Raw genomic sequence first — 21,767 nt, 5'->3', positions numbered from 1 at the left:
CGAATGAGTAATAGCGCAGCCTTGGTGGAGACCTGCTACGGTCCGGTCAGCGCCCACGTGCTGGAACGCGCCAAAGCCGTTCGCCTGCTGATTTGCGATGTGGACGGCGTCATGTCCGACGGCCTGATCTACATGGGAAATCAGGGCGAAGAGCTAAAAAGTTTTAACGTTCGCGACGGTTACGGTATCCGTTGCCTGCTGACATCTGACATTGAGGTCGCGATTATTACAGGCCGCAATGCAAAATTACTGGAAGATCGCGCTAAAACCCTCGGTATCCGCCACTTGTATCAGGGGCAATCGGATAAGCTTTTGGCCTTCCGCGAACTGTTAGATACACTGTCCCTGCGGGCCGAAGAAGTGGCTTATATCGGGGATGATCTGATTGACTGGCCGGTCATGGCCGAAGTCGGTCTTTCCGTGGCGGTTCAGGATGCACATCCGATCCTGTTGCCGAAGGCCGATTACGTTACCCGCATCGCTGGCGGGCGTGGCGCCGTACGCGAATTGTGTGATTTGATTCTGCTGGCGCAGGGTAAGCTGGAGGACGCCAAAGGGCTGTCGATATGAGTAAAACAAAACTTTGGATTATCCTTGTTCTGACGGCCATCGTTCTGGTTCTGGTGGGCTGGTCATTGTCTGATAGCAGCGATGACGCACCGCAGGCCGTTAACGATCAGGATCCCACTTACCAGACATCCCACACGGTCACGATGGTCTATGACCCAACGGGTAGCCTGACCTATAAACTGGTTTCGGACCAGGTAAAATACTACGCCGCCGATCAGGTGACATGGTTTACCAACCCGGTCGCGACCATGTTTGACAAGAATAAAACACCAACCTGGGTGCTGCGTTCTGATAAAGCCAAGTTGACTCAGGATAAGATGCTTTATCTTTACGGGCATGTGCAGGCTGATAGCCTGACGCCTGAGACATCACAGCTTCAAAGAATCAAAACGGATAATGCCCGGGTTAACCTGACGACACAGGACGTTGCCTCAGACGATGAAGTAACGCTTTATGGCACAGGTTTTACATCTAACGGCATGAAAATGCGCGGTAATCTGCGTGATAAGACAGCACAGCTGATCGAAAAGGTAACGACCTCTTATGAAATTCAAAGCAAAAAATAAAATCCGTGATCTCCTGATCGTCAGCTCGTTGTTAGCCGTGAGCATTCCGGCCTTCGCCTTAAAAGATGACACAACGAAACCGATCACCATTGATTCCGCCAATCAGGCGCTGGATGTGAACACCAACACGGCCACCTTCACCGGTAACGTCGTAGTCAATCAGGGCACTATTCAGGTGAAAGCCGATAAAGTTGTCGTGATCCGTCCTCAGGGCGTATCCGGCAAAGAAGTGGTGGAAGGTTACGGCAATCCGGTGACGTTTTACCAGATGCAGGACAACGGCAAGCCGGTAAAAGGCCATGCGCAGAAAGTCCGCTATGAAGTGGAAAACGATCTCGTGACCCTGACCGGTAACGCATACCTCGAACAGCTCGACAGCAACGTGAAAGGCGACCGTATTACCTATCTGGTGCAGAAACAGCAAATGGAAGCCTTCAGTGATAAAGGCAACCGCGTGACGACCGTTCTGGTTCCTTCGCAGCTGCAACAAAAAACGCCTGCCGCGGGCGGCCAGCCGACCAAAAAGAGTAACTGATATTTTATGGCAAAATTAATCGCAGAGAATCTGGCAAAAGCCTACAAAGGCCGCAAGGTTGTAGAAGATGTCAGCCTGATGGTGAACTCCGGCGAAATCGTCGGATTGCTGGGGCCAAACGGTGCGGGTAAAACCACCACCTTCTACATGGTCGTCGGGATTGTGCAACGTGATGCGGGCCGTATCATCGTTGACGATGAAGACATCAGCCTTTTGCCATTGCATACCCGCGCCCGTCGCGGCATTGGCTATCTTCCGCAGGAAGCCTCCATCTTCCGTCGTCTCAGCGTGTTTGATAACCTGATGGCCGTACTGCAGATCCGCGATGATCTGAACAAAGAACAGCGTAACGATCGCGCTAATGAACTGATGGAAGAGTTCCATATTTCTCATTTGCGCGATAACCTCGGTCAGTCCTTGTCCGGTGGTGAACGTCGCCGTGTTGAGATTGCCCGCGCACTGGCAGCGAATCCCAAGTTTATCCTGCTGGACGAACCTTTCGCCGGCGTTGACCCGATTTCCGTCATCGACATCAAAAAAATCATTGAGCATTTGCGTGACAGCGGCCTCGGCGTACTGATCACTGACCACAACGTTCGCGAAACTCTCGACGTTTGTGAGCGTGCCTATATCGTCAGTCAGGGGAAATTGATCGCCCACGGCACGCCAGCCGACATTCTTGCTGATGAACAGGTTAAACGCGTTTATCTTGGTGAAGAATTCCGTCTGTGATCTGTGCCGCCGGAACCGTGCCCGTTTCGACGTAAAGTCTGACGGGAGGTCTCTGACAGAAGTTACTCAGTTTGTAATCAACGGAAATAAAACCAAGATATGAAGCAAGGTTTGCAACTCAGACTCAGCCAACAACTGGCAATGACTCCTCAGTTACAACAGGCCATCCGCCTGTTGCAACTGTCCACGCTTGAGCTCCAACAGGAGATCCAACTCGCGCTGGAGAGCAACCCTCTGCTGGAACAAACCGACCTTCATGATGAAATCGATTCGGTAGAAGCCACCGACAACGAAGCGTTAGATACCCGCGAAGCGCTCGAGCAGAAAGACATGCCCGAAGAGTTGCCGCTGGACGCCACCTGGGACGAGATTTATACCGCGGGCACGCCTTCCGGCACCGGCAACGATTACAGTGACGACGAGCTGCCAATTTATCAGGGTGAAACCACGCAGACGCTTCAGGATTACCTGATGTGGCAGGTGGAGCTGACGCCGTTTTCCGACACCGATGCCGCGATTGCCACGTCCATTGTCGACGCGGTAGACGATACCGGTTATCTGACCGTTTCCCTTGACGACATCCTCGAAAGTATCGGTGACGACAACGTCAGCATGGACGAAGTGGAAGCCGTTTTAAAACGTGTGCAGCGTTTTGATCCGGTTGGTGTGGCGGCGCGTGACCTGCGTGATTGCCTGCTGATCCAGCTTTCACAATACGCAACAGATACGCCTTTCATCACCGAAGCGCGCCTGATTATCAGCGAACATCTGGATTTGCTGGCGAACCATGATTTCCGCGCACTTATGCGTTCAACCCGGCTAAAAGAAGATACACTGAAAGGAGCGATGCTTCTGATTCAGTCTCTTGATCCGCGTCCGGGACAATCGATCAACACCGGTGAATCCGAGTACGTGATCCCCGATGTGCTGGTGCGAAAAGTGTCAGGTGTCTGGACGGTAGAACTGAATTCCGACAGCATTCCGCGTCTTAAGATTAACCAGCAGTACGCCGCGATGGGCAATTCCGCGCGCAGCGACAGCGACGGGCAATTTATCCGCAGCAACCTGCAGGAAGCCAAGTGGTTAATCAAAAGCCTGGAAAGCCGTAATGACACGCTGTTGAAAGTCACGCGCTGTATCGTTGAGCAGCAGCAGGCGTTCTTTGAACTGGGTGAAGAATTTATGAAGCCTATGGTGCTGGCCGATATCGCCAGCGCCGTAGAAATGCACGAATCGACGATTTCACGCGTGACGACGCAGAAGTTTCTGCACAGCCCGCGTGGAATTTTCGAACTGAAGTATTTCTTTTCCAGCCATGTCAGTACAGACAGCGGCGGCGAGGCATCGTCAACCGCGATCCGGGCGCTGGTGAAGAAATTAATCGCAGCGGAGAATCCTGTAAAACCGCTCAGTGACAGTAAGTTAGCCACCCTCCTTTCCGATCAGGGAATTATGGTGGCACGACGAACCGTCGCCAAATACCGAGAGTCTTTGTCCATCCCGCCCTCAAACCAACGTAAACAGTTAGTTTGACCTCAACAGAGAAGGAAGACATTATGCAGCTCAACATTACCGGACATCACATTGAGATCACGGATCCCCTGAGAGAATTCATCACGTCGAAGCTGGCCAAGCTTGAACAGTATTTCGACCGGATAAATCAGGTGTATGTGGTGTTGAGCGTTGAAAAGGTGCAGAAAGTAGCGGAAGCCACTTTGCATGTGAACGGAGGCGAGTTGCATGCCACCTCGGAGCATCAGGATATGTACGCGGCAATTGACGGCCTGGTTGATAAACTGGCTCGTCAGCTGAACAAGCACAAAGACAAACTGAAACAGCACTGACATTCATGTAGCCAACCCTGTGCTACAAACCTTCGGGCATCGGCTTGTGACCTTCGGGAAACGAGCCGATATAGCTTTAAGGGTGAAACAGCGCCAAAGTGAAGATGACATGATTAACGATACTGCAATGCAATTAACGTCGGTGCTTAATGCCGAATGCACCAAAAGCGGCGTTCATTGCGCCAGCAAAAAACGCGCACTGGAAATCATCAGTGAGCTGGCGGCCAAACAGCTAAATTTATCACCGCAGGTGATTTTTGACGCCATTTTGACCCGTGAACGCATGGGCAGCACCGGGATCGGTGCCGGGATCGCTATTCCGCACGGAAAGCTGGAAGAAGACACTTTACGTGCCGTCGGGGTGTTCATTCAGCTTGAGCAGCCGATCGCTTTTGACGCTATCGATAATCAGCCTGTGGATTTGCTTTTTGCCTTGCTGGTTCCGGCAGATCAATGTAAAACCCATTTACATACCTTGTCTTTAGTCGCCAAAAAACTGGCGGATAAAGGGGTGTGTCGTCGTCTGCGCGGAGCGCAAAGTGACGAAGAACTGTTCCAGATAATGACTGAAAACGAATAAATTACTGATTCCCGGTTGCGCGCCGGGAAAATGAATTCTGAACACTGAATGCCAGGGGAGTGACACCATGGTGCTGATGATTGTCAGCGGCCGTTCCGGTTCCGGGAAGTCGGTTGCCCTAAGGGCATTGGAAGACATGGGTTTTTACTGTGTGGATAACCTGCCGGTGGTGTTGTTGCCGCAGCTCGCCCAGACACTTGTTGAACGCAATACGTCTGCGGCCGTCAGCATTGACGTTCGCAACATGCCAGAAACACCGGAAGTTTATGAGCATGCGATGTCACAGCTGCCGGAAAGCTTCTCGCCACAGCTGCTGTTCCTCGACGCTGACCGTAATACCCTGATCCGCCGTTACAGCGACACCCGTCGTCTGCACCCGCTCTCCAGCAAAAACCTGTCCCTTGAAAGTGCAATCGATGAAGAAGCCGATTTGCTGGAGCCTTTGCGCTCTTCCGCGGATCTGATCATCGACACCTCCGAGATGTCCGTTCACGAACTGGCAGAAATGCTGCGTACGCGCCTGCTGGGCAAACGCGAACGTGAACTGACCATGGTCTTTGAATCCTTTGGTTTTAAACACGGTATTCCGATTGATGCGGATTACGTTTTCGACGTGCGTTTCCTGCCGAACCCGCACTGGGATCCGAAACTGCGTCCAATGACCGGCCTCGACAAACCGGTCGCTGCGTTCCTCGACCGTCATACCGAAGTACATAATTTTATCTATCAGACGCGCAGCTATCTTGAACAATGGCTGCCCGCGCTGGAAACCAACAACCGCAGTTATCTGACCGTCGCCATTGGCTGTACCGGCGGTAAGCACCGTTCGGTGTATATCGCAGAACAGCTGGCTGACTATTTCCGTTCCCGCGGGAAGAACGTCCAGTCCCGCCATCGCACGCTGGAAAAACGCAAATCATGACGGTTAAACAAACGGTAGAAATCAAAAACCGGTTAGGGATGCACGCCCGTCCGGCGATGAAGTTATTTGAACTGGTACAGAGTTTTGAGTCAGAAGTGATGCTGCGCAACGGCACAGGCATCGAGGCGGAAGCCAGCAGCGTGATCGCACTGCTGATGCTGGATTCCCCGAAAGGCCAGAAAATCGAAATCGAAGCCACCGGCCCCGATGAAGAACAGGCTCTCAGCGCCGTCGTAAATCTGATTAATTCAGGTTTTGACGAAGACTGAGGGTTAACGAACTGTTTAAGCCGTATTAAATGCGGCTTAAACAGTCGATAGCAATCGCCTTGAAGCTTTCAAAATTCTCACTGCTCAGCAAACGGCTCATCGAGCGTTCCCGCACAAACGTCACGAACAAATCGTAAATCGCCATTGCTTCCTCGTAATCCGCCTTGCTGATCGCCAGCAGGAAAATCACGTGCGCCGTTTCTCCTTCGCCCCAGGCAATGCCCTGCGGCGAAAGCAAAGTGATCACCACGGTTTTCTTCGCGAGCAATCCCAGCGAATGCGGCAGTGCAATGCCTTCGCCCAGCATGGTCGAGACAATCTCCTCGCGCTCCACCACCGACGGGTAAAACGCCTGATCGACAACCCCTTCTTCTTCAAGCTGCGAACAAACATGGCGAAAAAGCTCCGCCTGTGTCATCGGCTCATTGACGATCATGAAGTGCTTTTCGTCGAAGAATTTTTCCAGCATATACGGGCGCGTGCGGTCGACGAGTACCAGTTTGCCGAGCTGCTCCATCTGGTATTCGGTCGGGAACGGCGACAGCACCACCACCGGCTTATTCTTCTCGGTGATACGGGCGTTGGAGATAATAAAATCTTCGTCGATGTGCTCCAGCTGCTCGTAATCACGCAGCGAAACCACCTGCTTCATCACCAGTTGAGGATACTTACGGTTAATCTGCGCCTGGATCATACGGATGGTTGAATTGCCGGTGTCGCACACCAGCATCACCTGCGGATGGCGCTGGTAGCCAATGTTGTAATGCCGCTCCAGCCCGACGCCAATATGCAGCACCAGAAAGCCGATTTCATTCTCACTCAGCGTGTAAGGCGTGTATTTACCCCAGCTGGAAACGGCCGCCAGCGTGACGTCATACGCCATCGGATAATGCTGTTTGATATTGCTCAGCAGCGGATTGGGGATATTAATCTGGTATTTCACCCGCGTAATCATGGTTTTGATGTGCGTCAGCAGATCCGCTCGCAGCTGCTTATCTCCCTGCAAATCATAGTTATAGTGCGAGTTGATATACGAAAGAATGTAATCGACCAGCGACTCATCGTCGTCGGCGTTAATGTCCGTCGGTAAAATCTGCTGGACGCGGCGCGCGGCAATATTCACCCGCAGATACGCCTCTTCCGAAGCGGGAATTTCCTTACCGACCAGATTTTTCAGCTCCGCCGCCAGCCGCACAGAAACCTGCTTCACCGCCGGATCACCGTCTTCGGCATCAAAATCTGTCAGCGGATAACCGCCGGTAATGCGTTTGATCGCCACGGCGCAATAGAGGATCAGATACTGTTCGCCTTCATCCGTCAGCTGAATGGAAGACTGCGTCAGCAACTGATGCATAAAACGCGTCAGCGGAACCAGCGCTTCCGGCTCCAGACTTTCTGCTTTCAGTAGCGGATTCGCCTGCTCTTCGGCATCCAGCTGGAACAGCAAATCGGTCAGACAGGCGCGGATCGCCAGTTCAGCACCGAACAATTTCATGCCGTAGCGCGGCTTGGTTTCGATATTCAGGTGATAGCGCGCCAGATGCTCCCTCACCTCAGCCATATCATTTTGCAGGGTTCCCCGGCTGACAAACCATTCATCGGCCAGATCTTCCAGCTTTAATGAAAAAGCTGAGGTCAAAAAGCGGATCAGCAACGTCTTCACCCGCTCAGCGGCGGTGCGCGGCGTCGGATTCGGTTTACGTTGTGTTGATTGCTGTAACGACGAAAACAGCGCCGCATCATCGATGCGCAACTGATATCCGCTGCCCCGGCTGTGGACAAACGTCGCACCAAAATCGGCGATGATTTCGTTCAGCGCAGTAATATCGGCACGCACCGTGCGCGTCGAAACAGACAGACGTTTTGCCAGTTCATCCTGAGGAAGGGTTTCGGTTTGCAGCGCATCAAATAACTGCGCCAGACGTTGATTGGGAAATCTCACCATTGTTCTTCCAGTTCGTTTCAACGAGGCTCCGTTCACGAACAAAACACGTCGTGAACGGAGTTTGTTTCTGTTGCGGCACCGCTTAAGGCGCAATCACCATCTGTGACGGGCTGCCCACAGCCACATAGTCATCCACAAATGACAGCTTGCCGTTTTCGCCAGATACCTTGAATCTGGTGATGTTATCGCTTCGTTGATTCATTGCGTAAATATATTTACCGTCCGGTGACAACGTCAGCGTTCTTGGATAGTCACCGCGCGTCCAGGTTTCATCACTCCAGGTCATCGCGCCTTCACCGGTCACGTTGATTTGCGCGATGCTGTTGTGCAGACGATTGGCAACGTACAGATGTTTGCCGTCTTTGCTCAGCACAATGCCCGCGGCGAAGTTCGTGCCTTTGAAACCGGCCGGCAGCGTGGACAAGCTGTGCAGCTCGCTGAGCGTGCCTTTTACGGCGTCAAAACGATAGCTGGTCAGCGTCGAAGCCTCTTCGTTGATCAGGAAAACGACTTTGCCGTTAGGATGAAACACGAAATGGCGGGGTCCGGCACCTTCAGAAGAGGCTTTGATAAACGGCGGATCGTTGGCTTCCAGTACGCCGGTTTCACCGTTGAGCTTCCACTGATAAATCCGGTCCAGCCCCAGATCGGTAGAGAACACGAATTTGCCGGAAGGATCTGTGGCAATCATGTGCGCGTGTGGCCCGTTGTGGTCGCTGATGGCAAAACTGCCTTCCGCCGCCGCGGCCGGTTTGCCTGCGCCTGCCGGACCGGAATCCTGCTGGCTGTTACTGGCTTCACTCAGCTTCCCGCTGATGTCCACCGGGAAGACGGCAACCACGCCGCTGATGTAGTTCGCCACCAGCAGATGATCACCTTTTGGCGTCAGCGAAAGATACACCGGCCCTGCGCCCTGCGAATCCACCTGATTAATCAGCGTCAGGCTGCCATCTTCAGGCGCAATGCGATAGGCCGCCACTGAACCATGTTTGCCACCATTGTAATGATCAATTTCGCTGCCGATAAACAGCGTTTTACCGTCATGGCTGAGCACCATCTGCGCCTGATTTGGCAACTGGCTGGCGAGCGTTTTATCGCTCAGCGCGCCGGTTTTAGGATCGAACTTAAAGCGGTAGACACCTTCCCCGTTCGGGTTGTAGGTGCCGACGTAAGCATAATGCGGAGTCGTCGACGTCATTGTTTTTTCTGCTGCATAAAGCGGCGCGGCGCAGACTGCCAGCATCGCGGAGGTTAAACCTGAAATCAGAAACCAGTTTCTCATACATTTCCTCAAACCTGGGTTGTCAGACAAACGAGAGGCTCAGCGCCCGTTCAGTGGATGAAGGACGCTGAGTGTTTAACCGCGCAGACGGCTTACCGCGCAGGAAAGGTCAGAACCTTCAGCCCACCAGTTTTTTGACGCTGGCCAGCAGGGTTTTCACATCTTCAGGACGGGTATTGCCCGACGCGCTGTCGATGATTGAGCTGTAGATATGCGGGATGATTTTGGTCACGCCCGCGGCCAGTGCGATTTCCATGATTGGCTCGAAGTTTTCCAGATCGATACCGCCGGTTGGCTCCAGCCAGAAATCCTGTTCTGCACAGGCACGCGCCACGGCAGCGAATTCTTCACGAGTTTTCAGGCCGCCCATCGGGAAATATTTCACCGAGCTGCCGCCCATGTCTTTGAGCAGCGCAATGGCGGTTTCCACCGGCACAATGGCGTCACTGGCCGCGGAGCTTAGCGGGCCGGTGTTAATTTTGACGAAACCGACTTTGCCGGTCGGCGAAATCAGGCCGTTGACCACGCTGTCGTTTTGACCAAGCAGCGCACGGCTGGTGCCGACACCGGTGAAGACCTGATTCACATGCTGCGGCTGAACGTGTTGTGAAATCTGGCTGACCATCAGCGACTGGCGCGGATCGCCCGCACCTAAGCCAACGGACAAAGCGTTTTCGATAAGCGCCGCGTACTCTTTCATGTCCGTTACCGCACTCGTAACGTCCGGATAATTTTTGGAAAGCACACCGACCAGAACATGACCTTCTGCCGCCTCATAGATTTCACGGGCATTGTCTTTCGAGCCAGCCAGCACATTCAGGCACACGCGGTCACGGTAGAAATTCGGGGTCAGTTTCATGCTTTCTCTCCACTGAAAAGTTGTTTGAAACGGTCGGCGACGATGGCGAGTTGCGGCGGCGTTACGCTGCGCACATCAACTTCAATCTTGCCTTCGTTAGCGCGGTAGCCACGGAAATAAATCGCGATATCGCCGGTTTTCATCGCATCCACAATGGCTTTGGTTTTCCAGCCCAGTACCGTTTCATCGAAAGTGATTTCGGTACGGGCGATATCGCGCCCCGCGCTGTCCCAGACCACGCGTCCGGTGACGCCGTTAATTTCATTCAGGCTGGCGATAAATGGCGTCATCTTGTCGACCATTTCCTGCCCGGTGGTTTTGGGTTGCGTGATGTAGCTTTCGATGGCCTGCGTCAGGCCGAGAATGCCTTCTTTGCCGACTTTCATCGCACGGCCAATCCCGCCCGATTGCAGTTTCACCCATTCGACGTACTGTTTTTTGCCGAGCACCAGACCGCTGGTCGGGCCCTCGATGGCTTTTGCGCCGCTGTAAATCACCAGATCTGCGCCCATTTCGTAATAACAGGTCAGGTCTTCTTCTGCGGCAGCATCAACGATCAGCGGCAGGTTATGCTCACGGGCAACGGCAGCGGCTTCCGCCACCGAAAGAATGCTTTTCTGCACGCTGTGATGTGATTTGATGTACAGAATCGCGGCAGTGCGTGGCGTAATGCAGGCCGCAAGCTGGGCCGCAGAACATTCGTTGGCGTAACCGGCTTCCACGACTTTGCCGCCGCCCATTGTCACCATCGTGCCCACCGGCGCACCGAAATTCACGTTGTGGCCTTTTGGCAGCACGATGTCGTGAGGGACTTCCAGCGGTGCGGCATGCAGGTTTTCCAGCAGCCAGGCGTTATCTTTCACAATCACCGCCGCGACCGACTGCGCAATCCCGGCAGACGCACAGGACACCACCACCGCGTTTTCCACGTTCAGCAGTTTGGCGATATAAGCACCGGTTTTGTTCACCAGATCCTTCATCTCGAAATAATGATTCAGACCGGTATTCACCACCGCCGCAACTTCTTCACGCGGCGTGGAAACACCGAGCGCCGTCATGCGACCGGACGCGTTAATCACCTGTTTCAGCTGATATTTTTCATACAAAGATTGTTCAGAAGACATGAGCAGATTTCCCTTCTTCGGTTAACAGAGTGACACCCGCGACCACGGCGGCCAGAGGTACCAGCAAACTTTCGCCCTTCGCGGACTGACCTTCGGAATCGACAAATACCTGCGGCGCAAAACGCTGCTCGAACAGAGTCAGGTCGGCGTCAGCGCCCACTTCGAGACGGCCTTTGGCAGGCAGGCGTAAAGCATCGGCGGCGTGTGAAGTGACGCAATCAATCACTTGCGTCAGTGTCATGCCTACGCTAAAGAACTTCGACATGACGGTCGCCAGGCTATGCACCGGCCCGTTCATGCGGTTGCGGCAGTAAATATCGGAGCTGATGGTGTGGGGCAAAATGCCCTGCTTAATCGCCCGTTCCGCCACTTCAAAACTGAAACTTGCGGTCCCGTGACCGACATCCAGCCGCACGCCGCGGCTCAGCGCGCGCTTAATGGAATCGCGCAGTACACCTTCTGGCGAGAGGATGCGGTTTGGCTTGCCGTTATAGCAGTGCGTGATGATGTCGCCTGATGTCAGCAAATCGGCGATTTCATCGAGGTTCGGCGGGTTATTACCGATATGCACCATCAGCGGCAGATCGTTGTTTTCCTGCTGAATCTCTTTGGCGCGCACCAGCGGTTTAATACCGTTCTGGCCGACCACGCTGCTGCTCATGCGCGCTTTAATGCCGATAATAAAACCGGGGTTTCGCGCGATGGCGTCACGCACGCCGACTTTGTCGATCTGCGTCATATCCGCCAGTTCGTTCTGCGTGACGATGCCGGTGCGCGCGATATTCAGGAACGCGTAGACGTTGGTTTTCGCTGCACGGGTAATCTGATAGAAATCATCAACATCATTCGCGCCGGTGCTGCCGGCATCCGCCACCGTGGTGACACCACAGGCGATGCCAATCAAATCGGCATCGTCATGATAAATGGGTGATTTCGGGTAACAGTGAACGTGGGAGTCAATCCAGCCTGCGCTGGCGTAAACTTTGCCCTGAAGGTCGAGTGTCTGGCGGGCTGTGGCGTCGGGTGCCAGCGTGCCGATGGCGGCGAATTTGCCGCCCTGAATTGCAATATCAGTCAGGCTGCCGTCTGTGCTTTTTGCCTGTCGGATGATTAAGTCATACATACGACGTTCTCCATAATCTCAGGCGCCAGAGAAATCCTGACGCCTGATTACTGCTTTCTTATTGAAGTACTTACAGTGATACCGGGAAGATAGCGCCCAGCACCATCGCACCGAGAATGGCACCGCCGGTGATAGGTTTCTGCCACAGGTAGAAGCCCAGCGCGCCAAGCAGTGAACCCAGGCCGATTGGAATCGACGCGGCCATCGCGGAGAGGATAATCAACGGTCCGAGGAAGCGGCCGGAGGCGTTACCCGCACCCATCATTACATCCGCACCGTAGGTGGAATTGCTCTGATTGATGGTGAATTTACGCGCCAGAATAATGATGTAACCCACGGCTAAACCGAGGATCAGGCCGGTCACCAGCGAAGCGGCAAAGTTCGCTACCGGGAAGATAATCCCCGCGCCCAGCAACAGTGCCGGAACGCCCAGACCAATACCGGTCTGGATCGCGCCGCCGATATCCAGAATACCGACCAGCGAACCTTCGATAATGCGGGCAAACAGGAAACTGGCACCGAAGGCCGCAACCGCGCCGTACACACCGGTATCCATGCCTGAACGCAGCATCGACACAAACGCCACTTCGTTAAAAGCACCAATGCCATACAGGTAATACATGTGTGTCCCGGCGAAAACGCCTGACGACAGCAGTCCGACAAAAATCGGGAACGACCACTCGGCGTACCAGAAACCACGTTTGGCTTGTTCTTCCATTGTCATGTTCCTCTTACTTGCCGCTGAGTGAGTTGTGAATGCCGTTCAGCCACGCGGGAACATCCAGCATGAAAGACTGCAACAGTTTGACGTCGAAACCGCGGAAGAAGCCGCTGAGTGCGAACAGCGCGATAATCGCCGCCATCATCACTTTGGTGACGCGGTTCCAGCCGCTTTCTTCAACGCCTTTCCCGATCAGAATACCCAGCACCAGACCCGGCACGGCGTTACCCATGATCATCTGCGCCAGACCGCCGAAGATGGTGGCCCAGAAACCGGAACGACGCCCTGCATCAATCGCCGCCAGCCAGAAAATTACGGGCATGACGGTGTTCACCAGCAGGTTGGCCGCAGGCACCAGCACTTTAATCGCCGTCACCTGTAAAGCCGCAGGTACCGCGGAGGCGGTGGTATTCAGGAATGCCACCACAATCATGCCGATGATGCCGCCCGCAATCGCCATCTTGCGCGGGTCGTGCATGGTTTCAGCCACATTGCGGTTTTTGAACATCAGAGCAGCGGTCGCCCAGTGAGGGATGATGCGGTGGTCGACGTCCTGTGTGAAAGAACCCGCCGCAACGGAAGAAGCCCAGGCGTTAAAGAAGAAGCCCAGACCAAATGAGAAATGCGAAGCCGGATCGCCTTCACAGGAATTTAATTCCCCAAGAGTACGAAAAGCCCCCATCCCTTGTACGGTAGGCGCGTGGAACATACGTGCAGCACCTGCACCTACCCCCACGCCAACCAGTCCGCCGATAATAAGCGACTTAAATAAAATAATTAAAAACATCAGTATATCCTTGTCATTTATAGCTAACGTTTTTATTTCGTGACAAAAACTACCTGTTCCGTATTAATAACAGTCAGGTTGACGGTAATGTCTAACGCCACGTAATAACTCTTTCTTTCCCTGGCCAGAAAAAAGAACAGAAACTTTTCTCTTTTCACTGACTCTTCTGCCTTTATTACCTTGACGTCCTGCGGTTCAATACGCAGCAAGACATTATTGGCAGAAGATTTGAGAACCGTTCTCTGAACCTGACTCAGTGCGGAAGAAAAGGCGGCAGCCTTATTTTCACCTTTTCCTTCAACCCGAACTGTCGTGCTTAATTGTTGCTTCATTACGCCTGACCATACTTCTTGTTATAAGCTTCAACCAGGCGCTGACCCAGTTCTTCTTTATCCATAAATCCGAACCCTAATACCAGACAGCCTTCGTTAATTGCCGTCACACCTTCATCCACTGAACGCATCCCGTACTTGGCTTTATATCCGTATTTGTTTTGTGCGGTAATCGCACCGGCGCCGCCGCTGCCGCAGAACGAAATACCAAAGGTCGCGCCTTCTGTTTTCATCACGTCGCCGAGTTTCATATCGGCTGCCATGCCTGGGACAACAATGGCTCTTCCGCCAGCCGCTTCCACGCCTGCTGCCACTTTCTGGCCTTTACCTAAACGGTCGCCAATCACAACTAATACTTGTCCCATAATTTACTTCTCCAGTTTGGTTAATTCGTTAAATCAAAAATCAGGATTATTTCGGTTCGTTGTCTCTTGCGACTTCAAAATGCACCGAGAGCAAATACGCTTCCTCAATCGGTAAATTTCCGAACCAGCTGACAACTTCTTCTGCCATTTTCATGGACTCATCAGAAATTTCGTCAAATAAATCTTTTTCGACTTCAGGCAATGGTTCGCCGGTGATTGAGCGTAATACCATGGCTTTAACGTGTGACGTTAACATCTGTAACTGAACATCTGTGGTGTAGATATTCTTCGCACTTTGCATTGCCTGAATATCTTTTAATACTTTCTCTGTTATTGCAGGAGCATCTTCCAATTCTGTCTGCCCGTTACCCTTCACAGATGCGGTTCCGTTATTCACTCGCGGTTACCTCTCTCCTTGCCTGACTTTCTATTTTCAGTCGTTTATTTCGTCTGTCTTTACCCTAACCCTGGAGAGATTTCCTGTGTAGTGGGTCTTTTTCCAGTTCGAAGTGGAAATACGGTGAGCTGAGCAGATCTAATTCGCAAAACGAAAAGTTAAGTCGTCATATCACTGAGTATTACCGTCTGTAGCAGCGTATTTCACTGGTAATCGGATTTTTCGCAATGCGGATTAATTCCCTTACAACGCTTTCTTTTACCGATAAGAATGCCTAGTATCAAAGAACACATGCAGAACACTGACACCCCCGCGCTTACCCGCGGGGGTGTTATTTTTTGCCGACCGGCACCCCACTCGCATGAAGCGGGTGATGCAAAAGGAACCATGGAGAATGTTATGAGTAAACCGACACTGATCATCAATGAACTTGACGCAGAACGCCTGGACACATTGCTGGCGCAACCGGCATTTGCCAGCAGCCCGGTCGCCGATGCCCTGAATGAAGAGTTGGATCGCGCAGAGATTTTGCCGCCCGGGGAAATTCCTGCCGACGTAGTTACGATGAACAGCAAGGTTCGCTTTACGGAAGGTAAAGAAGGCGAAGAGCACATCCGTACACTGGTCTATCCGGCAGCGTTGAAAGACAGCAATGAGCAACTGTCGGTGATGGCCCCGCTCGGCGCTGCCCTTTTAGGCCTGCGCGTCGGCGGCAGCATTACGTGGGAAATGCCCAATGGCGAAGAAAGCCACATTACCGTGCTGGAGTTGTTGTATCAGCCGGAGGCGGCCGGGGAACTGAGAAGTTAAGATTTTTTTGCAGAAGCCGCTGCAATGGCGGCTTTACTTAAGGATGAGAAAATTTCGGTTTCTCACCTGCAGTGATCGCTTAACGCGCAGCGCCGAAACCGCCCAAGAGAGGGAAGTGCTTTCCCTCTCTTGGGCGGTTTCGGTGCGAGAGGCCGTGTGATAACCGTTATTGAGAAACCGAAACTTACGCTGCTATCAGCATGAAAAGCCGCCTAAGCAGCGGCCATCTGCTTACTTAAACTTCTTGTGGTTCTCATTCCTTGTGGCCTTAAACCCTTCGGCTTCTTTCTTCGCTTCATCTACTTTGCCGGCTTTCGCCAAAGCTGATGCCGAATCAATCTGCCCAATCAGCGTATCCAGCCCTTTGTGGTAATCCTGAATCTCCGGACTGTCCGGCGCTTTGCCTTTCAGCTTCGGCGGTGTGGCTTTTTTCGCGTCTTCCGCTGCCGCTTTCATGTTCGCCAGGCTGGTCGTAAGTTCTGCCTGATCATTGGTCTTCAGCACTTTGCTGTAGTTATCCGCAATCGTGTCCATGTCCGTTTCTAAATCTGCGGCCAGAACCGCCGTACTGCTTCCTAACAGGGCGATTACCGCCAACGCCATCAGTTGTTTGCGCATATTCTTTTCTCTCTATTGTTATTTATTTGTTAGTTAAAACGACATTGCTTGTAAGGCTTTATAAAAATAGGCTGAGAGAGAGGAAAACGGGATGAATTTTTTGTAAAGAAAGGTAGTAAAGGAGGAAGCAGCGATCGGGCGATCGCTGCTTTTAAGTCAGGATTATTCGCCGGCGATTTTCATCGCAGGCAACAGCACGGAGCCGCACTGAATGTTACTGCGGGTTTCGATATCGCTGCCGATGGCGACCATATTGCGCCACATATCTTTCAGGTTACCGGCGATGGTGATTTCGCTCACCGGATACTGGATCTCGCCATTCTCTACCCAGAAACCTGCCGCACCGCGGGAATAGTCACCGGTCACGCCGCTGACGCCCTGGCCCATCAGTTCGGTAACAACCAGACCTTTGTCGAGTTTACGCAGCATACCCGCGAAATCATCGCCCTGACCCGCGATGCGCCAGTTGTGAATACCGCCCGCATGGCCGGTGGTTTGCAGACCGAGTTTACGCGCGGAATAACAGGTCATCAGCCAGTTTTGCAGCACGCCGTCTTTAACGATATCACGGCGTTCGGTGCGCACACCTTCGCTGTCGAACGGCGTCGAAGCCAGACCTTGCAGCAGATGCGGATGTTCTTCAATGGTCAGCCATTCCGGCAGAATTTGCTTGCCGAGGCTGTCGAGCAGGAATGACGATTTACGGTAAATGCTGCCGCCGCTGATCGCCCCGACCAGATGACCGAACAAACCGGTCGCCACTTCGGAAGCGAACAGAACCGGTGCCTGCATGGTCGGTAATTTACGCGGTGCCAGACGCGATAACGTGCGGCGTGCGCACTCTGCACCGACCCATTCAGGGTCTTTCAGGTCGCTCATTTTACGGGCGATGGAATAGGCGTAATCGCGTTCCATGTCACCTTCGTGTTCAGCAATAACCGAAGCAGAAATGGAGTGACGCGTCGAACAATAGCTCTGCAACATACCGTGGCTGTTGCCGAAAACCCGGATGCCGTAGTGGCTGTTGAAACTGCCGCCTTCAGTGTTAGTGATTCGTTTATCCGCCTGCAATGCGGCTTGTTCAGCACGGGCGGCCAGTTCGATACTGCGATCCGGATCCAATTCTTCCGGATGGAATAAATCCAGATCCGGCGCATCGAAGGCCAGCATTTCTTTATCCGCCACACCCGCGAACGGATCCGGTGACGTATAACGGGCAATATCCAGCGCAGCCTGCACGGTGCGGGAAATCGCGTCAGGGCTTAAATCGGTGGAAGACGCGCTGCCTTTACGGTTCTGATAATAAACGGTGATGCCCAGTGCGCCGTCGCTGTTGAATTCCACGTTCTCGACTTCGCCAAAACGGGTGCTGACGCCGATACCGGTGGTTTTGCTGACCGCCACTTCTGCGGCATCTGAGCCTGCTTTCGCCAGCTCCAGTGCCTGTGAGACGGCCTGTTCCAGGGTTTTACGCTGCTGCGCAACTTGATTGACTACGTTCATCGGCATGCCATCGCTTATGAGATAAAAGGGATTGTTCTACACTGAATTATGAAGACGATTACCTTTGAGTCTAACAGAGACTCGCCATAATTTCGCTTTCAGTCCGAGAGTGTTAAACCGAAGTTGCAACAGAATATAGAGGACTGTGGCATAATGCGGCCGAAGCAATAAAGCACAATCAAACTGACAGGATTACCTCGTTAAGAGGAAGCGCCCATGACAAAGAAAATTGACGACTGGCACGACGACGTTCCGGATAACAACGCGAACGAAGAAGATGATGAGATCATCTGGGTCAGTAAAAGTGAAATCAAACGTGACGCCGAGGCGCTGAAAGATCTCGGTGCAGAAATGGTTGATCTGGGTAATAACTCGCTCGACAAATTGCCGCTGGATGAAGATCTCCGCGCCGCCATCAACCTTGCGCAAAAGATCAAGAAAGAAGGCCGTCGCCGCCAGATGCAGCTGATCGGTAAAATGCTGCGTTCCCGTGACGTTGAGCCGATCCAGACCGCGCTGGATAAACTGAAAAACCGCCACAACCAGCAGGTTTCGCTGTTCCATAAACTGGAAATGCTGCGTGACCGTCTGGTCGAAGAAGGCGACGATGTCATTCCTTCCGTTTTAGTTCTCTATCCGGAAGCTGACCGTCAGCAACTTCGCGCGCTGATCCGCAACGCGCAAAAAGAGAAAGCGACGAACAAGCCGCCGAAATCTTACCGCCAGATTTTCCAGTATCTGCGCGAACTGGCTGAAGGCCAGGACTAAAATAAAAACCCGCCTTTTGAGTCACCGAAATGGCGGGTTTTTTCTTTTTAGCCTTTCGCTTTCGCGGCAGGTTTCTCCAGCAGGTTCAGCCGCAACTCGCCTTCCAGCTCTTCTTCCGCCTCTTCAAACAGCAGAATCAGCGCACCAAATCGCCGTTTGCGGCTGGCGTTCAGATTTAAGAAATCAATTTCAACCGGCAGCGCTATTCCGCCGGTCACCTCATCCCAAAGTGCGTCCAGATTCGCGCCGAATTCGTCGGTCAGTTCAAACTGACGGGCAAACTCGCCGTAGAATGCGGGTAAATCCGGGATGTGATTAAAATCGAAGCTCACTTTTTTCATCGACATTACTCCACCCGAACAAAATTCTGATAATGGTTACGGCTGACATAAATCAGTCCGTCGCTGGCAAACAGCACGCGGTCAGCACCGCGGCGTCCGCAGCGATAGTTGATATCTGCCTCACGCCATACGCGTTTGTTAGCCGCCGGTAAACGCCCTTCCCGGTTTGAGAACCGGTCGCCGCCGATGGCTTTTCCTGGCAATACATCGCACAGGTTGCCGGAACGCGCATCCCAGCCCGCTTCGCGTGCCTTTTTCTTGGTGATGTAGTTATCAGGCAATCTGTGATTCTGGCGCAAATAATTCACCACGGATTGTTCATCAGTACCCGCAACGATTGTGCCCTGATTGTATGTCGATTTTGCGACAACGTGTCCGGCAACACCGGCCAGCCCGAGAATGACGGCGATGGCCATGATCAGATTGCGAGAAAAAGTGCGCGAACGCAGCCCGTTGAATGCCTTCATTGACGTCACTTTTATAATGCGAAAAACCGTCGGTTGCTGAATATTGTTTCTCAAAACAGAGTTTCGGGAAAGCGGACTTATAGATTTCCCAAATGTAATGTTTTCACCTGCAAATACTCTTCCAGCCCCAGCACGGAGCCCTCGCGCCCCAGACCGGACTCTTTTACCCCGCCAAACGGCGCGGCCTCATTGGAAATCGCACATTCGTTAATGCCGATCATGCCGCTTTCAATTGCATCGGCAACGCGGAAAATACGTTGCAGATTCTGACTGTAGAAATACGCGGCCAGTCCGAACGGCGTATCGTTGGCGCGCTTAATCACTTCCTCTTCCGTTTTGAAACGGAAACAGGCTGCCAGCGGACCAAAGGTTTCTTCGCGCGCGACTTTCATGTCGTCGGTTGCATTGATAATCACCGTCGGCTGGAAGAAGTTACCGCCCAGCTTATGTCGCTGCCCGCCTTCCATCAGTTTCGCGCCCTTCTCCAGCGCGTCTTTAACATGTTCCTCCACTTTCTCCAGCCCTTTGATGTCAATCAGCGGGCCGACTATCACGCCTTCATCCATGCCGTTACCGACTTTCAGCTTGCGCACTTCTTCGACCAGGCGCGAGGTGAACGCTTCGTAAACGCCGTCCTGAACGTAGATGCGGTTGATACACACGCAGACCTGTCCGGTGTTACGGAATTTGCAGGTGATGGCCCCTTTCACGGCGGCCTCAATATCAGCGTCGTCGAACACGATATACGGCGCGTTACCCCCCAGCTCCATCGACACTTTTTTCATGGTGTCGGCGCTGTTGCGAACCAGCGTTTTCCCGACTTCAGTAGAACCGGTAAAGGACACTTTTCTTACTTTATCGCTGGCCATAATCACGTCGCTGATAGCCTGCGTATCGCCCGCCACGCCGTTGATGACGCCATCCGGCACGCCCGCGTCTTTCGCCAGCTGCAACAACGCAAAAGCGGAAAGTGGCGTATTATTCGCCGGTTTGATAAGGCCGGTACAGCCTGCGGCCAGCGCCGGACCGAGTTTGCGGGTCAGCATTGCCAGCGGGAAGTTCCAGGGCGTGATGGCCGCGACAACGCCTACCGGTTCGCGCGTGGCAAGGATCCGGGAACCGGATTTGGCCGGCGGAATGATTTCACCGTTGGCGCGTTTGGCTTCTTCGCTGAACCATTGCAGATAGCTGGCGGCGTAATCGACTTCGCCCAGCGCCTCTTTCAGCGGTTTGCCTTGTTCAGCCACCATCAGTTCGCCGAGAAACTGTTTGTTTTCCAGCATCAGTTCATACCAGCGGTGCAAAATCTCCGAACGGGCTTTTGCGGTCGTTTTCCGCCATGCGGGGAAAGCGTCGCTGGCGGCTTTGACGGCGGCTTCGGTCTCGGCTTTACCGGCCTTGGCCACTTTAGCCACCACATCGCCGCTCGCCGGATTCAGGACATCGAAGGTGTTTTTGGCTTCATGCCATTCGCCGCCGACAAAATAGCCGGTCTTGAATAAAGGATGCGCGGACAGTTTTTGAGAATGGGCAGACATTAGGGATCCTCCTGATTTGTGCTGTTTAACGCACGGGATTGCGTTAAGTATAGCGGCTGAGAAGAAAGCGTCTGTCAGACAGCACTGAGAGACACAGCTCGCAAAGTTGAATGTCATACGTTCACAGCCCGTGTAGCACTCCGTAAACTGTCTGCAATCTGACTCATTTTAAAAGGACGAAAGTATGCCGACACGCGAAAAAATGAACATTGGCGAGCTTTATACCGACATGGGCGAAGGACTGCCTGAAGAGCGCCGCGCCGGAAAAGAGCGGGTGTACGATTACAATCTGACCCGCCCGTCTGAAGAAGACAAACGCCAGCGGTTGCTGAAAGACATGATGGGCAGCATCGGCGAAAACGGCTGGATCGAGCCGCCGCTGCGCGTCGCGTACGGCACGCATATTCATATCGGCAAGAACTTCTACGCCAACTTCAATCTCACGGTGGTGGATGACGCCACGGTGACGATTGGCGATAACGTGATGTTCGCGCCAAACGTGACGCTGGCGACAGCCGGTCACCCGATCGACCCTGAAATCCGCGCCACCGGACAGCAATTCTCCCTGCCGATTGTCATCGAAGATAACGTCTGGCTGGGCACCGGAGTGATGGTAAATCCGGGCGTGACTATTGGCCGTAACAGCGTGATTGGCGCGGGCAGCGTGGTGACAAAGTCCATTCCCGCCGGTGTGGTGGCCACTGGCGTTCCCTGTCGGGTAATACGTCAGATTACTGCCGCCGACCGCGAAGCGTTCATGAAATAATGC

At 53.2% G+C, this 21,767-nt stretch carries 27 protein-coding genes; 12 read left to right on the top strand and 15 right to left on the bottom strand.

Annotated features, from left to right (window positions below):
- Positions 1 to 3: 3 nt before the first annotated feature.
- The 9 genes from kdsC to npr all read left to right on the top strand — a co-directional run bounded on the left by kdsC (position 4) and on the right by npr (position 6,018).
- Positions 4 to 570 (top strand): 3-deoxy-manno-octulosonate-8-phosphatase KdsC, encoded by a 567-nt coding sequence (gene kdsC / locus M2403_RS18835; RefSeq protein ID WP_152327336.1) that lies wholly within the window; start codon positions 4 to 6, stop codon positions 568 to 570.
- Entirely contained in the window at positions 567 to 1,136 is a 570-nt protein-coding gene (gene lptC, locus M2403_RS18830) for an LPS export ABC transporter periplasmic protein LptC (protein WP_152327337.1), read from the top strand. The genes kdsC and lptC overlap by 4 nt, the downstream gene beginning before the upstream one ends.
- Positions 1,114 to 1,671, top strand: a complete 558-nt coding sequence (gene lptA, locus M2403_RS18825; protein WP_152327338.1) for a lipopolysaccharide ABC transporter substrate-binding protein LptA — start codon at positions 1,114 to 1,116, stop codon at positions 1,669 to 1,671. Before lptC ends, lptA begins: the two co-directional genes overlap by 23 nt.
- A 6-nt stretch (positions 1,672 to 1,677) precedes the next feature.
- Entirely contained in the window at positions 1,678 to 2,403 is a 726-nt protein-coding gene (gene lptB, locus M2403_RS18820) for an LPS export ABC transporter ATP-binding protein (RefSeq protein WP_112288368.1), read from the top strand.
- A 99-nt stretch (positions 2,404 to 2,502) separates the two neighbouring features.
- Positions 2,503 to 3,936 (top strand): RNA polymerase factor sigma-54, encoded by a 1,434-nt coding sequence (gene rpoN / locus M2403_RS18815; protein WP_195815541.1) that lies wholly within the window; start codon positions 2,503 to 2,505, stop codon positions 3,934 to 3,936.
- A 23-nt stretch (positions 3,937 to 3,959) separates the two neighbouring features.
- On the top strand, positions 3,960 to 4,247 hold the full coding sequence (gene hpf, locus M2403_RS18810; RefSeq protein ID WP_013577259.1) for a ribosome hibernation promoting factor: 288 nt from the start codon (positions 3,960 to 3,962) through the stop codon (positions 4,245 to 4,247).
- Between the two features lie 109 nt (positions 4,248 to 4,356).
- Positions 4,357 to 4,827 (top strand): PTS IIA-like nitrogen regulatory protein PtsN, encoded by a 471-nt coding sequence (gene ptsN / locus M2403_RS18805; protein ID WP_152327340.1) that lies wholly within the window; start codon positions 4,357 to 4,359, stop codon positions 4,825 to 4,827.
- Between the two features lie 67 nt (positions 4,828 to 4,894).
- Positions 4,895 to 5,749, top strand: a complete 855-nt coding sequence (rapZ, locus tag M2403_RS18800) for an RNase adapter RapZ (RefSeq protein ID WP_101074959.1) — start codon at positions 4,895 to 4,897, stop codon at positions 5,747 to 5,749.
- The gene (gene npr, locus M2403_RS18795) at positions 5,746 to 6,018 is read left to right on the top strand and encodes a PTS phosphocarrier protein NPr (protein ID WP_112288366.1); all 273 of its coding nucleotides are present in this window, start codon (positions 5,746 to 5,748) and stop codon (positions 6,016 to 6,018) included. Before rapZ ends, npr begins: the two co-directional genes overlap by 4 nt.
- A 25-nt stretch (positions 6,019 to 6,043) precedes the next feature.
- Here the strand turns inward: npr and M2403_RS18790 are convergent, their stop codons facing one another.
- The 10 genes from M2403_RS18790 to M2403_RS18745 all read right to left on the bottom strand — a co-directional run bounded on the left by M2403_RS18790 (position 6,044) and on the right by M2403_RS18745 (position 14,953).
- The gene (locus M2403_RS18790) at positions 6,044 to 7,963 is read right to left on the bottom strand and encodes a transcription antiterminator (RefSeq protein ID WP_193333196.1); all 1,920 of its coding nucleotides are present in this window, start codon (positions 7,961 to 7,963) and stop codon (positions 6,044 to 6,046) included.
- An 82-nt stretch (positions 7,964 to 8,045) separates the two neighbouring features.
- On the bottom strand, positions 8,046 to 9,245 hold the full coding sequence (locus M2403_RS18785) for a lactonase family protein (RefSeq protein ID WP_259230491.1): 1,200 nt from the start codon (positions 9,243 to 9,245) through the stop codon (positions 8,046 to 8,048).
- A gap of 118 nt (positions 9,246 to 9,363) precedes the next feature.
- A complete protein-coding gene (locus tag M2403_RS18780; protein WP_259230490.1) occupies positions 9,364 to 10,104 on the bottom strand; it encodes a 2-dehydro-3-deoxy-phosphogluconate aldolase in 741 nt (246 codons plus the stop codon).
- Positions 10,101 to 11,228: a DgaE family pyridoxal phosphate-dependent ammonia lyase gene (locus M2403_RS18775; protein ID WP_208951007.1), complete on the bottom strand. Its 1,128-nt coding sequence runs from the start codon at positions 11,226 to 11,228 to the stop codon at positions 10,101 to 10,103. The genes M2403_RS18780 and M2403_RS18775 overlap by 4 nt, the downstream gene beginning before the upstream one ends.
- Positions 11,218 to 12,351 carry an amidohydrolase/deacetylase family metallohydrolase gene (locus tag M2403_RS18770; RefSeq protein WP_259230489.1) on the bottom strand — a complete coding sequence of 378 codons (1,134 nt, stop codon included), beginning with the start codon at positions 12,349 to 12,351 and terminating at the stop codon, positions 11,218 to 11,220. Before M2403_RS18770 ends, M2403_RS18775 begins: the two co-directional genes overlap by 11 nt.
- A gap of 70 nt (positions 12,352 to 12,421) precedes the next feature.
- The gene (locus M2403_RS18765; protein ID WP_101074955.1) at positions 12,422 to 13,069 is read right to left on the bottom strand and encodes a DUF4310 family protein; all 648 of its coding nucleotides are present in this window, start codon (positions 13,067 to 13,069) and stop codon (positions 12,422 to 12,424) included.
- Positions 13,070 to 13,082: 13 nt separating this feature from the next.
- Positions 13,083 to 13,859 carry a DUF4311 domain-containing protein gene (locus M2403_RS18760; RefSeq protein ID WP_101074954.1) on the bottom strand — a complete coding sequence of 259 codons (777 nt, stop codon included), beginning with the start codon at positions 13,857 to 13,859 and terminating at the stop codon, positions 13,083 to 13,085.
- A gap of 32 nt (positions 13,860 to 13,891) precedes the next feature.
- Positions 13,892 to 14,191 carry a DUF4312 family protein gene (locus M2403_RS18755; protein WP_152327345.1) on the bottom strand — a complete coding sequence of 100 codons (300 nt, stop codon included), beginning with the start codon at positions 14,189 to 14,191 and terminating at the stop codon, positions 13,892 to 13,894.
- The gene (locus M2403_RS18750) at positions 14,191 to 14,556 is read right to left on the bottom strand and encodes an SFCGS family glycine-rich protein (protein ID WP_152327346.1); all 366 of its coding nucleotides are present in this window, start codon (positions 14,554 to 14,556) and stop codon (positions 14,191 to 14,193) included. The genes M2403_RS18755 and M2403_RS18750 overlap by 1 nt, the downstream gene beginning before the upstream one ends.
- 46 nt (positions 14,557 to 14,602) lie before the next feature.
- On the bottom strand, positions 14,603 to 14,953 hold the full coding sequence (locus M2403_RS18745) for a PRD domain-containing protein (protein WP_152327347.1): 351 nt from the start codon (positions 14,951 to 14,953) through the stop codon (positions 14,603 to 14,605).
- Positions 14,954 to 15,352: 399 nt separating this feature from the next.
- Here M2403_RS18745 and rnk point away from each other — a divergent pair, with 399 nt between their 5' ends.
- The gene (gene rnk / locus M2403_RS18740) at positions 15,353 to 15,763 is read left to right on the top strand and encodes a nucleoside diphosphate kinase regulator (RefSeq protein WP_152327348.1); all 411 of its coding nucleotides are present in this window, start codon (positions 15,353 to 15,355) and stop codon (positions 15,761 to 15,763) included.
- Positions 15,764 to 15,994: 231 nt separating this feature from the next.
- On the opposite strand, the gene cybC is transcribed toward rnk, so the two are convergent.
- Both cybC and pmbA read right to left on the bottom strand, forming a co-directional pair.
- The gene (gene cybC / locus M2403_RS18735; protein ID WP_152327349.1) at positions 15,995 to 16,381 is read right to left on the bottom strand and encodes a cytochrome b562; all 387 of its coding nucleotides are present in this window, start codon (positions 16,379 to 16,381) and stop codon (positions 15,995 to 15,997) included.
- Between the two features lie 162 nt (positions 16,382 to 16,543).
- Complete coding sequence (gene pmbA / locus M2403_RS18730) at positions 16,544 to 17,884, bottom strand: metalloprotease PmbA (protein WP_015690526.1); 1,341 nt, start codon at positions 17,882 to 17,884, stop codon at positions 16,544 to 16,546.
- 216 nt (positions 17,885 to 18,100) lie between these two features.
- Between pmbA and yjgA the strand changes: the two genes are divergently transcribed.
- The gene (yjgA, locus tag M2403_RS18725; RefSeq protein WP_101074947.1) at positions 18,101 to 18,652 is read left to right on the top strand and encodes a ribosome biogenesis factor YjgA; all 552 of its coding nucleotides are present in this window, start codon (positions 18,101 to 18,103) and stop codon (positions 18,650 to 18,652) included.
- 47 nt (positions 18,653 to 18,699) lie between these two features.
- On the opposite strand, the gene M2403_RS18720 is transcribed toward yjgA, so the two are convergent.
- From M2403_RS18720 to M2403_RS18710, 3 genes are all read right to left on the bottom strand, one after another.
- Complete coding sequence (locus M2403_RS18720) at positions 18,700 to 18,993, bottom strand: barstar family protein (RefSeq protein WP_165061611.1); 294 nt, start codon at positions 18,991 to 18,993, stop codon at positions 18,700 to 18,702.
- Positions 18,994 to 18,998: 5 nt separating this feature from the next.
- Positions 18,999 to 19,460 carry a ribonuclease domain-containing protein gene (locus M2403_RS18715; protein WP_152327350.1) on the bottom strand — a complete coding sequence of 154 codons (462 nt, stop codon included), beginning with the start codon at positions 19,458 to 19,460 and terminating at the stop codon, positions 18,999 to 19,001.
- A gap of 77 nt (positions 19,461 to 19,537) precedes the next feature.
- Positions 19,538 to 20,998: an NAD-dependent succinate-semialdehyde dehydrogenase gene (locus M2403_RS18710; protein ID WP_165061338.1), complete on the bottom strand. Its 1,461-nt coding sequence runs from the start codon at positions 20,996 to 20,998 to the stop codon at positions 19,538 to 19,540.
- A 184-nt stretch (positions 20,999 to 21,182) separates the two neighbouring features.
- Here M2403_RS18710 and M2403_RS18705 point away from each other — a divergent pair, with 184 nt between their 5' ends.
- The gene (locus M2403_RS18705; protein ID WP_259230485.1) at positions 21,183 to 21,764 is read left to right on the top strand and encodes a maltose acetyltransferase domain-containing protein; all 582 of its coding nucleotides are present in this window, start codon (positions 21,183 to 21,185) and stop codon (positions 21,762 to 21,764) included.
- The last annotated feature ends 3 nt before the right edge of the window (positions 21,765 to 21,767 follow it).

The organism is Rahnella sp. BIGb0603, assembly GCF_024808755.1.
Classification (GTDB): domain Bacteria; phylum Pseudomonadota; class Gammaproteobacteria; order Enterobacterales; family Enterobacteriaceae; genus Rahnella; species Rahnella contaminans.
This window is presented reverse-complemented; position numbering and strand designations above follow the sequence as displayed.